The 12,896-nt window shown below is 70.9% G+C and carries 11 protein-coding genes; 8 read left to right on the top strand and 3 right to left on the bottom strand.

All coding sequences use genetic code 11. The features are described from left to right. Positions 1–14: 14 nt before the first annotated feature. The 3 genes from CFK38_RS17415 to CFK38_RS14265 all read right to left on the bottom strand — a co-directional run bounded on the left by CFK38_RS17415 (position 15) and on the right by CFK38_RS14265 (position 1,713). Positions 15–563 carry a hypothetical protein gene (locus CFK38_RS17415; protein ID WP_096803667.1) on the bottom strand — a complete coding sequence of 183 codons (549 nt, stop codon included), beginning with the start codon at positions 561–563 and terminating at the stop codon, positions 15–17. Between the two features lie 74 nt (positions 564–637). Next, positions 638–952, bottom strand: coding sequence for an AzlD domain-containing protein (locus CFK38_RS14270; RefSeq protein ID WP_096803666.1), 315 nt, complete (start codon positions 950–952; stop codon positions 638–640). Then, the gene (locus tag CFK38_RS14265) at positions 949–1,713 is read right to left on the bottom strand and encodes an AzlC family ABC transporter permease (protein WP_096804384.1); all 765 of its coding nucleotides are present in this window, start codon (positions 1,711–1,713) and stop codon (positions 949–951) included. Before CFK38_RS14265 ends, CFK38_RS14270 begins: the two co-directional genes overlap by 4 nt. Before the next feature lie 74 nt (positions 1,714–1,787). Here CFK38_RS14265 and CFK38_RS14260 point away from each other — a divergent pair, with 74 nt between their 5' ends. From CFK38_RS14260 to CFK38_RS14225, 8 genes are all read left to right on the top strand, one after another. Further along, complete coding sequence (locus CFK38_RS14260; RefSeq protein WP_096803665.1) at positions 1,788–2,516, top strand: HAD family hydrolase; 729 nt, start codon at positions 1,788–1,790, stop codon at positions 2,514–2,516. 172 nt (positions 2,517–2,688) lie between these two features. After that, positions 2,689–5,439, top strand: a complete 2,751-nt coding sequence (gene asnB / locus CFK38_RS14255) for an asparagine synthase (glutamine-hydrolyzing) (protein WP_096803664.1) — start codon at positions 2,689–2,691, stop codon at positions 5,437–5,439. 55 nt (positions 5,440–5,494) lie between these two features. Further along, positions 5,495–6,403 (top strand): 4-hydroxy-tetrahydrodipicolinate synthase, encoded by a 909-nt coding sequence (gene dapA, locus CFK38_RS14250; RefSeq protein ID WP_096803663.1) that lies wholly within the window; start codon positions 5,495–5,497, stop codon positions 6,401–6,403. 81 nt (positions 6,404–6,484) lie between these two features. After that, positions 6,485–8,179 carry a ribonuclease J gene (locus tag CFK38_RS14245; protein ID WP_096803662.1) on the top strand — a complete coding sequence of 565 codons (1,695 nt, stop codon included), beginning with the start codon at positions 6,485–6,487 and terminating at the stop codon, positions 8,177–8,179. A gap of 107 nt (positions 8,180–8,286) precedes the next feature. Continuing rightward, complete coding sequence (locus tag CFK38_RS14240; RefSeq protein ID WP_172895804.1) at positions 8,287–11,196, top strand: FtsK/SpoIIIE family DNA translocase; 2,910 nt, start codon at positions 8,287–8,289, stop codon at positions 11,194–11,196. A gap of 61 nt (positions 11,197–11,257) precedes the next feature. Continuing rightward, the gene (gene pgsA, locus CFK38_RS14235; RefSeq protein ID WP_096803660.1) at positions 11,258–11,854 is read left to right on the top strand and encodes a CDP-diacylglycerol--glycerol-3-phosphate 3-phosphatidyltransferase; all 597 of its coding nucleotides are present in this window, start codon (positions 11,258–11,260) and stop codon (positions 11,852–11,854) included. After that, on the top strand, positions 11,854–12,378 hold the full coding sequence (locus tag CFK38_RS14230; protein WP_096803659.1) for a CinA family protein: 525 nt from the start codon (positions 11,854–11,856) through the stop codon (positions 12,376–12,378). Before pgsA ends, CFK38_RS14230 begins: the two co-directional genes overlap by 1 nt. Positions 12,379–12,589: 211 nt before the next feature. After that, positions 12,590–12,895: a helix-turn-helix domain-containing protein gene (locus tag CFK38_RS14225; RefSeq protein ID WP_096803658.1), complete on the top strand. Its 306-nt coding sequence runs from the start codon at positions 12,590–12,592 to the stop codon at positions 12,893–12,895. Position 12,896 lies beyond the last annotated feature (1 nt).

Below are 12,896 nucleotides of genomic sequence, written 5' to 3'. Positions count from 1 at the left end.
CGCAGCATCGGCGATCACCGCCGCAGGGCGCCTGTCGGAGGAGGAGCGGTGAGCGCCTTGCGAAAAGCCGACGGCGAACGACGCGTCGCCGGGGAGACGAGCAGGGTGCCCAGGGAGAGGCGCTCGGCGTGCTCACCTCGATAGGGGAGGACCAGGATGGTCTCGAGCCCCGTGCGCCACGCCGGGACGAGCGCGTCCAGACACACATGCTCGGGTGACGTCCGGGCCGCGGTGAGGTCGACGGGAGCCACCTCGTCGAACCATCGTGACCGTTCGTCGTCGTCGAGAACCTCCCGCCCCGCGTCGTCACGGATCCGGTGCCTCGGTGGAGACTCCGGGGGAGTGTCACGGGTCCTGGTGCGATACCACTGCCGTGTGGCGTCCCAGCTTTGCTCCCACTCGTCCTGCCAGCTCTTACCCGAAGGATGCACGGGCTCAGAGGCGGCGATGATCGGCGGCTCCGAGATCAGCGGTGGGAGGCCGCGCGTATTCTCGAGGCGCAACGCCGAGTGGTCGTACAGCAGGTGGAGCAACCGGCTTCGAGGATCCACTGCGATGACCATGCCCCGAGGCCATCGTGTTCTCCGCATCATGCCCTCACCGTCCTTATCGACGTGCAGGCCATTCCGGGCGGTTCTCAGGCCCAGCCTAGTGCCCGCAGCCCCGCCGCGACCACTGCGGCCCCGACCACGACGACCAGGAACGGGGCGCGCAGTACGAGCAGCACCACCGCCGCCGCGAGCCCCGCCAGGCGCGCATCGAGCACGATCTCGCTGCCGCTGGTCGCCGTCTGGGTCGCGACCAGGGCGCCCAGCAGAGCGATCGGGAGCAGAGTCGTGATCCGGGAGACCCGGGGCCGTTCGAGCACATCCGGTGGGGCCTGGTAGCCGATCCACTTCTGGGCGAAGGACAGCACCGAGGCGGCGATCACCGCGATCCACAGCAGGCTCATCGCTGCTCCTCCTCGATCTCGACTCCGTCGCGGTGGACGGGCCCGCGCCGCGAGGGCAGCAGCCCTGCGACCACGGCCACCAGCGCCGCCGCCAGCACCGGCAGCCCCGAGGGCAGCGCCGGGGTGGTCACCAGGGCCACGAAGGCAGCGGCCACCGCGACCGCCACCGCCTCCCCGCTGCGCAGGCGCGGCCACAGCAGCGCGATGAACGCCCCCGCCGCGGCCGCATCCAGGCCCCATGCTCCCGGATCCGCGATGTGCTGCCCGGCGAGAGCCCCCACCAGGGAGAACAGGTTCCAGAAGAGGTACACCGATACCCCCGCCGCCCAGAACCCGGCCCGCTTCTGGGCGGTGCTGGCGCCGCCGGCCGCCAGCGCGGCCGACTCGTCGATCGTCAGGTGCGCCCGGGCGAGACCCCGGAACCCGCCCCGCGGCAGCGAGGGGGCCAGGATCAGGCCGTACAGCGTGTTGCGGATGCCCAGCAGCAGCGAGGCCAGCGCCGCCCCGAGCGCGGAGCCGCCGCCGCCGACCACGCCGATGAACGCGAACTGGCTGCCGCCGGTGAACATCACCGCCGAGAGCACCATCGCCTGCCAGACATCGAGTCCCGAGGCCGTCGCGAGCGCGCCGAAGGAGATGCCGTACAGACCGGTCGCGACCCCGATGGACAGGCCGTTGCGACGGATGCTGCGCAGGCGCTCGGCGGTGGTGCCCGAGGGGGAGGGGCGCGCCGCTCGCGGGCCGGGTGAAGCGGTCGTCATGATGCTCGCCACTCTACGATCACCAGGGACGACGCCGCCGAGCCGTCCATCGTGCGATGTGAGAATCTAGGACCATGACCGCCTCTTCGGATCCTGCCTCCCGCCGCGAGCACGAGCACGCACTGCCGCTGCACGGAGCAGTGCTGCTGCTGGACATGGACGGCACCCTGATCGACTCCGGCGCTGCCGTCGAGCGGTCCTGGAACCGACTGTTCACCGAGCTCGGCGCCGACCTCGAGTTCGGGGCCGAGCAGCACGGCAAGCCGGCCCGGCAGGTGCTCGCCGAGGTCCTCCCCGAGCTCGGTGAGGACGAGCTCACGGCGGCGCACCACCGGGTGGAGGCGCTCGAGATCGCCGACGTCGACGAGATCGTGGTGCTGCCGGGCACGGCGCGGCTGCTCGCCGAGCTCGATGCCGCCGCCGAGCAGCTGGGCCGACCCACCTGGACGATCGTCACCTCCTGCACGGCGCCGCTGTTCGAGGCCCGCTGGGCCCGGACCGGACTGCCGGTCCCCGCCGGTCTCGTCACGGCGGACCAGGTCACCCGGGGCAAGCCCGACCCGGAGCCCTATCTGCTGGGGGCCGAGAGGCTCGGTGCGGAGCCGGCCGCGAGCATCGTGATCGAGGACTCGATCGGCGGGCTGCGCTCCGGGGCGGCCGCCGGGGCCCGCACCGTCGCGGTGACCAGCACCACGCCGGCGGGGGACCTTGCTCCGCTCGCGGATGCGCTGGTCACCTCGCTGGACGATCTCGAGGTGCGGGTCGACGGCACCGAGCTGCTGCTCTCGCGCCGCGGACGCTGAACCTCACGTCGCGCCTGCATCGACGTGCCCACCGGCGTTGATAGGCTCGGGCGGCCGAACCCGGTCCGTCCGCACGCCCGGAGCCGACGGAGGCGTCCTCGACGCCCCTGCGCCCCGCCGTCGGGAGTCGTGATCGCGGGCGGAAGCCGTCCCCCTCGAAAGGACTCGTCGTATGTGCGGAATCGCCGGTACCTATGGATTCGGTGCTGACACCGAGGACATCGCCCGCCGGATGAGCGGCGCGCTCGCCCATCGCGGTCCCGACGGTGAGGGCCTCTTCGTCGATGACCGGACCGGGCTGGCCCACCGCAGGCTCGCGATCATCGACCGCGAGCACGGCGCCCAGCCGATGACCACCGCGGACGGTCGGTACACGATCATCTACAACGGCGAGGCCTACAACTACCTCGACCTGCGCGCCGAGCTCGAGGGCCTCGGCCACGTCTTCCGCACCGACTCCGACACGGAGGTGCTGCTGGAGGCCCATGCGGAGTGGGGCACCGACGCCTACGACCGCTTCAACGGCATGTTCGCCTTCGCGATCCATGACGCGCACACCGGCACCGTGACCGTGGCCCGTGACCACTTCGGCATCAAGCCGCTCTACTACTGGAGCGACCCCGACGCCGCGGACGGTCCGCGCGTGGTGTTCGGCTCGGAGATCCGCTCGCTGCTGGCCGCGCGCGTGTTCGAGGCCGCGCCGGACGACCGCGCGGTCTACCGCTACCTGAAGTTCCGGGTCCAGGACGACGACTCGCAGACCTTCTTCGCGGGAGTGCACCGGCTGATGGCCGGCGAGGTGCTCGAGATCCGTGCCGACGGCACCGAGGTCTCCTCCTTCACCCGCCTGCAGGACGAGCTGCGCGAGATCGCCGCCCGCCCCGCCCGTCCCTACGACGAGCAGGTCGTGGACGAGTATCGCGAGCGGTTCCAGGAATCGGTGCGTCTGCGTCTGCAGTCCGAGGTGCCCGTGGGCACCTCGCTCTCCGGCGGCCTGGACTCCTCCGCGGTCGCCGCCGTGATCGCCCGTCAGCTGCGTGAGCAGCCCGAGGACGAGCGCTACAGCGCCGTCGGCACCCGCCAGAACACCTTCTCCGCGGTGTTCCCGAACTCCTCGAACGATGAGGAGCGCTACGTGGACGCGCTGCTGGAGGACTACCAGAGCCAGATCGCCTCCCACAAGATCACCCCGCAGCCCGCCGCCTTCCTCGAGGACGTGCACGACTTCGTGCGCACGCAGGAGGAGCCGATCATCTCCACCGGCCCGTACGCCCAGTACGCGGTGATGCGCGAGGCCAGCCAGCACGTCACCGTGCTGCTGGACGGCCAGGGCGCGGACGAGATGATGGCCGGGTACAACCCGTACTTCTACGTCTACCTGCGCCAGCTGCGTCGCCAGAAGCGGTTCAAGGAGCTCGCGAGCGAGATCGTCGGCTCCCGCGACATCCTGCGCAAGCTCGCCCGCACGAAGTTCTCCGGCCGCACCTCGGTGCCGATCGAGGCGCTGCTGAACTCCGGCTTCGTCGCCGAGCACAGCGGCGAGAAGGTCTCCTCCGTCCAGGACGACCTCAAGGAGCGGCTGCTCGAGGACACCTTCCGCTCCTCGCTGCCCTCCCTGCTCCGCTATGAGGACAAGAACACGATGCGCTTCAGCATCGAGGGGCGGGTCCCCTTCGTGGACAAGGAGCTGCTGAAGTTCCTGTTCTCCCTCGATGAGTCCGCGATCATCCACGACGGCTGGAACAAGCGGATCCTGCGCGAGTCCATGGACGGGATCCTCCCCGACATGATCTCCAAGCGGCGCAACAAGATCGGTTTCACCACGCCCGAGGGGGAGTGGTTCCGCTCGATCGCCCCGCAGCTGCGGGAGATCTTCGCCTCGCCGTCCTTCGCCGCGCGCCCCTACTTCGACGCCGCGAGCGTGCTGGCGCTGTTCGACGACTACATCGCCCATCCCGAGAACCACGGCACCCTGATGTTCTGGCGCTTGCTGAACGTCGAGCTGTGGATGCGCACCTTCTTCGACGATGCCGACGGTGCGGTCCGCGCGCTCGGCGGCTCGGCCGACGCCGACGCCGACGGCGCCCCCGCATCCGCGCCGGCGGCGGCCGCCGCGCCGGAGGCGGAGACCGAAGCGCCCAAGAGCGACTACGTCGCCAACCCCGGCAAGCAGCTCGATCTGGTCTCCGCTGCCGATGGACACCCCTGGCGCCGGCTGCCGCTGCAGACCGAGCTGGTGGCGCGCGGGGACGACATCGAGTCGCTCGCCCGGCAGCGGATCGAGCGCTTCGCCGCCGATCTCCCCGCCGACGCCGTGCCCGCAGGTGCGCCGTGGTACTTCGTGATCAGCGAGAAGATCATCGCGATCTCGCAGGGCCGCTCCTGGTTCACCTGGGAGGTCAGGCCGCGTCGCTCGGCGAAGGTGCTCAGCCGCTTCGTCAGCCGCACCCCGGCCGGCATCGGCCTGGGCGACCCAACCACCATGGAGCTGGCCATCCGCGAGGTCGGGCTGCCCCGCGTGCTCGCCGCCTCCGCCGCGGGCGCCGCCGGCAAGGTGGTGGGCCGCAGGGGACTGTTCTACGAGGTCGTCGGCGCGAACGTGCGAGCCATCGACGGCCCCACGCCCTACTCCGCCTTCCCCTCGAACGTCTCCGCCAAGCTCCCGCCGAAGGATCCGGATGCGGTCTCCGCACGGATCTCCGCCGCGATCCGCGCAGCGGACATCCCCGCCTCCCTGCGCGAGAGCTTCGTGGGCACCGTGGTGATGGATGCCAACGACATCGGGCGCAACGTCCTGGGGTCCGATGTGGCGACCCCGCACGAGCACCTCGAGGCGACCTTCGCCGACAATCCCCTCGGTCAGGGCCGCCAGCGCACCCCGATGGCGATCCTGGTGGATCTCGGCATCGCGTCACAGCGGTGAGATCACGCCGTCCTGGTCTAGGCTCCGGGAGTCAGAGTATTTTCGGGAGGAGATCATGACCAGCACCGACCTGCGCCTCGCGCGGCCCTTCGGCGCGGTGGGGACCGCAATGGTCACCCCGCTCACCGAGGACGGCCACAAGGTGGACCTCGAGACCGCCCAGCAGCTCGCCGTCCACCTCGTCGAGCACGGCCACGACATGATCGTGGTCTCCGGCACCACCGGCGAGGCGCCCACCCTCACCGATGTGGAGAAGTTCGAGCTCGCGCGGGCGGTGCGCGACGCCGTCGGCCCCGAGATCACCGTGGTCGCCGGCGTGGGCACCTATGACACCGCCCACTCGATCGATCTCGCACGTGAGCACGCGAAGCTCGGCATCGACGGCCTGCTGGTCGTCACGCCGTACTACTCGAAGCCCAGCCAGGCCGGGATCATCTCGCACACCACCGCGATCGCCGACTCCACGGACCTGCCGGTCATGCTCTACGACATCCCGGGCCGCACCGGGACCCCGCTGGCCTACGAGACGCTCCTGCGCCTGGGGGAGAACCCGCGGATCCGCGCCGTCAAGGACGCCAAGGCGGACCTGCAGCAGGCCTCGCGGATCATGGAGCAGACCGACCTCGTCTACTACTCGGGTGAGGACGGGCTGAATCTCCCCTGGCTGTCGATCGGCGCAGTGGGGATCGTGTCCGTGGTGGGGCAGGTGGCCGGCGACCTCGAGAGAGCGATGATCGATGCTGTCGACCGCTTCGACCTGGCCGCCGCCCGCGAGGCCCATCACCAGCTGGTCCCGGTGGTCGACGCGATCATGAACCACATGCCCGGAGCCGTGGCCGCGAAGGCGGCGCTGCATCTGCAGGGCGTGCTGCCCCACGCCGCGATGCGCGGCCCCCACGTCCCGGCGGACGCCGACCAGCTGCGCATGCTCAGCGCCGCACTGGACGCCGCCGGCCTGCTCTGACCTGCCCCACCAGGCACGTCCACCCGCTGACGCGCTCCCGCCCGCTGACGCGCTCCCGCCCGCAGATGCTCGGAGGTCCCGATGCCCGCCGTCCACTCCCAGCGACTCTCGCCACCACCGCCGCTGCCGGAGGGCACGCTGCGCATCGTCCCCCTCGGCGGGCTCGGTGACGTCGGCCGCAACATGACCGTGCTCGAGTTCGCGGGACGGCTGCTCATCGTCGACTGCGGAGTGCTGTTCCCCGAGGACACCCAGCCCGGGGTGGACCTGATCCTGCCCGACGTCGGCCACATCGCCGACCGGCTCGACGACGTCGACGCCATCGTGCTCACCCACGGCCACGAGGACCACATCGGCGCGGTGCCGTACCTGCTGCGGAAGAGACCGGACATCCCGCTGGTGGGCAGCCGGCTCACGCTCGCCCTCCTCGAGGCGAAGCTCAGGGAGCACCGCATCCGGCCCGTCACCCTCACAGTGACCGAAGGGCAGCAGCAGGGTCTCGGCCCCTTCGACTGCGAGTTCGTCGCGGTCAACCACTCCATCCCCGACGCCCTCGCGGTGCACGTGACCACCCCGGCGGGCACCGTGCTGCACACCGGCGACTTCAAGATGGACCAGCTGCCGCTGGACGGCCGGATCACGGACCTGCGCGCCTTCGCCCGTCTCGGCGAGGCCGGGGTCGACCTGTTCATGACCGACTCCACCAACGCCGAGGTCCCCGGCTTCACCGTCGGCGAGCAGGAGATCGGTCCCACCCTGGACGCACTCTTCGCCCGGGCCGGGCAGAAGATCGTCGTCGCCTCCTTCTCCAGCCATGTCCACCGCGTCCAGCAGGTGCTGGACGCCGCCGCCGCGCACGGACGGAAGGTCGCCTTCGTCGGCCGCTCGATGGTGCGCAACATGGGCATCGCCGCAGAGCTGGGGTACCTCGACATCCCCGAGCACACCGTGATCGACGTCAAGCAGATCGACAGCCTGCCCGCGGAGCAGGTGGTGCTGATGTGCACCGGGAGCCAGGGCGAGCCGATGGCGGCGCTGGGCCGGATCGCGCAGGGCGACCACCGGGTCAGCGTGGGCCCGGGAGACGTCGTCATCCTCGCCTCCTCCCTCATCCCCGGCAACGAGAACGCCGTGTTCCGGGTGGTCAACGGACTGCTGGCGCTCGGCGCCGAGGTGGTCCACAAGGGCAATGCGAAGGTCCACACCTCGGGCCACGCGAGCGCAGGCGAACTGCTGTACTGCTACAACATCGTGCGGCCGAGGAACGTGATGCCGATCCACGGCGAGATCCGCCACCTCGTCGCCAACGGGAAGCTCGCCGAGGCCACCGGAGTGCCGCGCGAGCGGATCGTGCTCGCGAGGGACGGCCATGTGGTCGATCTGAAGGACGGGATCGCGCGGACCGTCGGCCAGGTGCCGAGCGGCTACGTGTACGTCGACGGCTCGAGCGTCGGAGAGCTCTCCGAGGCCGACCTGAGGGACCGCCGGATCCTGGGGGACGAGGGCTTCATCTCCCTGTTCGCCGTGGTCGACTCCGAGACCGGGGCGCTCGTCGCCGGCCCCGAGATCCACGCCCGCGGCGTGGCGGAGGACATGCGGGTCTTCGAGACGATCCGCCCCGAGATCATCGCGGCGCTCGAGCAGGCCGTCGCGGATCAGGCATACCGCCGCGACACCCAGCAGCTGCAGCAGGTCATGCGCCGGGTGGTGGGGCGCTACGTCGGTCGGCGCCTGCGCCGCCGACCGATGATCATCCCCCTCGTCATCGAGTCCTGAGGACACCGTCCCCGGGCCTCCGCCCCCACGTGATCTGTGCCCGGCGGGATGGTGCCGTCCGCGTCGCCTCCCGGGTGCGAGGCGGTGCGGGCGGTAGGATCGGGGCCATGGCGACACGTACGTCTTCCCCCGCACGTGCGTCGAAAGGCTCCTCGCGGACCTCTGCTGCCGGCACCTCGCGCACCAGCGGCTCCGCGGCGAACGACCCCTCGACGCTCCCCCTGCCGGTGCGCGCAGTGCGCTCCGGCTATCTGGCGATCGCCCGGATGGTCGGTGGCATGGTCCGCTCGATCGGCGTGCAGCGCTGGGAGGTGGCGCCCGAGCAGCGGCGCGACGGCTACGCACTGTTCCTGCTGCTGATCGCGACGCTGGTCGCCGTCGTCGAGTGGTGGCAGTCGGCCGGCCCCGTGTTCGGGGCGGTCCACACCGTGGTGGCCGGCACCTTCGGCATCTCCTCGATGGTGATCCCGCTGCTGGCCGCCGGCTGGTCGCTGCGGATGTTCCGCCGTCCCGACCAGGTGCGCGCCAACTCCCGCATCGCGATCGGGATCGCGATCCTGCTCACCGCCCTCTCCGCCATCGCCTCGGTCTCCGCCCGGCTGCCCGCCCCGGCCGACGGCATCGATGCCCTGGCCCGCGGCGGCGGCGTGCTGGGCTACCTCGCCGCCGCGCCGCTTCAGGCGCTGGTGCCCCCGGTCGCCGTGATCGTCCTCCATTCGGTGCTGATCGCCTTCGGCGTCCTGGTGCTCACCGCCACCCCGGTCGAGTCCATCCCGTCGCGCCTGCGCGGCGTGTACGAGGAGATGGTGGGCCGCAGCGAGGAGGAGGACGAGGAGCGCATCGCCTTCGGCCTGCGTCCGCGCCGGGTGGATCCCGCCGTCCACGAGCAGTCCACCGAGGCGCAGCCGACGGGCCGCCCCCGTCGCCGCACCCGGAAGGAGAAGGCCGAGGCCGCCGAGCGCGACCACGAGAGCTTCGGCTACGTCGGCGACGAGGCCTTCGAGCAGGGCGTGGACGAGGACGCCGCGGCCACCGCGACCGCGAAGCGCAAGCGCCGCCGCTCCGCGCCCCGCCGCAGCGCCGCCACGGACTCCGAGGACGTCGTCGACGGCGTCCAGGACGAGAACCATCGCGCGAAGACGTTCCCCGCCCAGGGCGCTGCGGGCGCGTCCCATGCCACCACGCCGATGCCCACCCCGGGCAAGGGCGCGGGGCGGACCGCGGCGGTGCCCGCCACGACGACCGCGCAGAAGCCGGCGGCGCAGGAGAAGCCCGAGCTGGTCCCACCGCCGATGGGCGACCTCCCGCGCGCCGGGGAGCAGCTCGAGCTCGCCGGCGATGTCGTCTACACCCTGCCGGAGTCCTCCTTCCTGCTGGAGGGACCGCCGCACAAGACCCGCTCCGAGGTCAACGACCAGGTCGTCGCCGCGCTCGGCGAGGTCTTCGAGCAGTTCAGCGTCAACGCCGAGGTGGTCGGCTTCTCCCGCGGGCCGACGGTCACGCGCTACGAGGTCGAGCTCCACCCCGGCACCAAGGTCGAGAAGGTCACGGCCCTGGACAAGAACATCTCCTACGCCGTCGCCAGCGCTGACGTGCGCATCCTCTCGCCGATCCCCGGCAAGAAGGCCATCGGCATCGAGATCCCCAACACCGACCGCGAGACCGTGGTCCTCGGCGATGTGCTGCGCAGCTCGGTGGCCCGCCGCAACGAGCACCCCCTGGTGATGGGCGTGGGCAAGGACGTCGAGGGCGGCTACGTGGTCGCGAACCTCGCCAAGATGCCGCACCTGCTGGTCGCGGGCGCCACCGGCGCCGGCAAGTCCAGCTTCGTGAACTCGATGATCACCTCGATCCTGATGCGCGCCACCCCCGAGGAGGTGCGCATGGTGCTGGTGGACCCCAAGCGTGTCGAGCTGACGATCTACGAGGGCATCCCGCACCTGATCACCCCGATCATCACCAACCCGAAGAAGGCCGCCGAGGCCCTCGAATGGGTGGTGAAGGAGATGGACGCCCGCTACGACGACCTCGCCACCTTCGGGTTCAAGCATCTCGACGACTTCAACAAGGCCGTCCGCGCCGGGGAGATCCAGGTGCCCGCGGGCAGCGAGCGCAGGCTGGCCCCGTACCCCTACCTGCTGGTCGTGGTCGACGAGCTCGCGGACCTGATGATGGTCGCCCCGCGCGATGTCGAGGCGTCGATCCAGCGGATCACCCAGCTGGCGCGCGCGGCCGGGATCCATCTGATCCTCGCCACCCAGCGCCCGTCGGTCGACGTCGTCACCGGCATCATCAAGGCCAACGTGCCCAGCCGGCTGGCCTTCGCGACCTCCTCGCTGCAGGACTCGCGCGTCATCCTCGACTCCGTCGGCGCGGAGAAGCTCATCGGTCAGGGCGATGCCCTGTTCCATCCGATGGGCAAGGCCAAGCCGATGCGCGTCCAGGGCGCCTGGGTCAACGAGTCGGAGATCCACAAGGTCGTCGACCACGTCAAGACCCAGATGAAGCCGAACTACCGCGAGGACGTCCAGGTCGTCGCCGCCAAGAAGCAGATCGACGATGACATCGGCGACGATCTCGACGTGCTGCTGCAGGCGACCGAGCTGGTGGTGACCACGCAGTTCGGCTCCACCTCGATGCTGCAGCGCAAGCTGCGGGTGGGCTTCGCGAAGGCGGGCCGCCTGATGGACCTGCTGGAGTCGCGCGAGATCGTCGGCCCCTCCGAGGGGTCCAAGGCCCGCGACGTGCTCATCCATCCCGACGAGCTCGGCACCGCCATCGCCCGCATCCGCGGCGAGGACGTGCCGTCCGAGGACACCGGGGAGGAGCCCTACGGCGCGGACCAGGCCGTCGATCTCACCCCGGGCACCCCGGTCGGGACCGAGGGGGCGGGAGAGCCCCACGACCGCTACGGCGAGGACCCGCTGGCCGAGGACGACTCGGAGCCGGACACCGACTACTACGACGACGACTCCGGCGAGGACGGTGAGGACGCCTGGAGCCTCACCGGGCGCTGAGCACCCTGCGCCACCCTGACCCGTCCCGCCGCTCACCCCACCACCAGCCCAGGAGCTCCTGATGACCGCACCGCGCACCGCAGAGGTCCCGCTCTGGAACATCGCCAACATCCTCACCATGGTGCGGTGCGCGATGGTCCCGCTGCTGGTCGTCCTCGCGATCCTGTACCCGGAGACGGTGCCCGGCCGGCTGCTGGTCGCCGGGGTGTTCGTGCTCGCGATGATCACGGACTTCGCCGATGGCCACCTGGCCCGCAGCCGGAACCTGATCACCGACTTCGGCAAGCTCATGGACCCCATCGCGGACAAGGCGATGACCGGCGCGGCGCTGATCATGCTGTCGGTCTGGGAGTACGTGCCGTGGTGGATGACGATCCTGATCCTGGTGCGCGAGATCGGGATCACCGTCATGCGGTTCACGATCCTGAAGTACGGCGCGCTGCCGGCGAACATGGCGGGCAAGGCCAAGACCATGGTCCAGACCATCGCCATCACCTTCTGCCTGATCCCGTTCGAGGTGTGGTGGGCCCCGGCACGCTGGATCGGGCTGGCCATGATGCTGCTGGCCGTGGTGCTGACCGTGTGGTCCGGACTGGTCAACCTCAAGGACGGCCTGCGGCTGCGGCGTGAGGCCCTGGCCGGCGGTGCCGAGGCCTGATGCCCGACGGCACCACGGCGGGCCCCGAGGACACGACCGGGTCCGCGACGGGCCCCGATCCCGTCGACGTGATCCGGCGGGCCGGGGAGCGGGGATGGACGCTCGCGACCGCGGAGTCCCTGACCGCCGGAGCCGTGGTGGCCCGTCTGGTGGATGTCCCCGGCGCCAGCGCGGTGATCGCCGGGGGAGCGGCCTGCTATTCCCTGGAGGCCAAGACGCGGGTGCTCGGCGTGGATGCGGCTCTGCTCGCCGCCACCGGCGCGGTCACCGCGGAGGTCGCCGCTGCCATGGCCGAGGGCGCGCTGTCCCTGTACCGCGCGGACCTCGCCGTCTCCACCACGGGGGTGGCGGGCCCCGGTCCGGATGAGCGCGGGGCCGCCGAGGGGACCGTCGTGCTCGGGCTCGCCCGACGGGGCCTGCCCACGCTCATCCGTGAACTCCGTCTCAGCGGCGGGAGAGCCCGGATCCGCGCCCTGACGGTCGACGCCGCGATCGAGATGCTGTCCGTCGCGCTCACGGAGTAGACGGCTCCCCAGCTCAGCTGCGGACGGCGGAGGGTTCCTCCCCACCGTCCCACCATGCACACGGTTCAGCGAACTGTCGGGGGTGGGCCACTACACTCGGGGGAACACTTCCGTGGTCCACCGCGTTGGACTGTTCGTGATGACATCGACGTACCGGAATCCCGCACTGCACCACGTGTTCACCCCGAGTCAGAGGAGAGGAGGCAGGTCCATGATCCTGTTCCGCCAGGAGCTGGGCGACGTGCTGCGCGACGCGCGCCGCACGCAGGGCCGCACCCTGCGACAGGTGTCCTCCGATGCCCGTGTGTCGCTGGGCTACCTCAGTGAGATCGAGAGAGGTCAGAAGGAGGCATCCAGCGAGCTGCTGGTCTCGGTGACCGACGCATTGGGTCTCCCCTTGTCCTTCGTCCTCCGCGAGGTGTCCGAGAGGATCGCGATCGCCGAGCAGGTGACGATCCCGGACACGGTCCCGGAGGGTCTCGCGGACGGCACCGCGCCGCTCGTCGGCGCCCGCTGAG

It is taken from the genome of Brachybacterium vulturis, from assembly GCF_002407185.1.
Classification (GTDB): domain Bacteria; phylum Actinomycetota; class Actinomycetes; order Actinomycetales; family Dermabacteraceae; genus Brachybacterium; species Brachybacterium vulturis.
The sequence above is the reverse complement of the archived record's forward strand: the minus strand, read 5'-3'. Positions and strand labels throughout refer to the sequence as shown.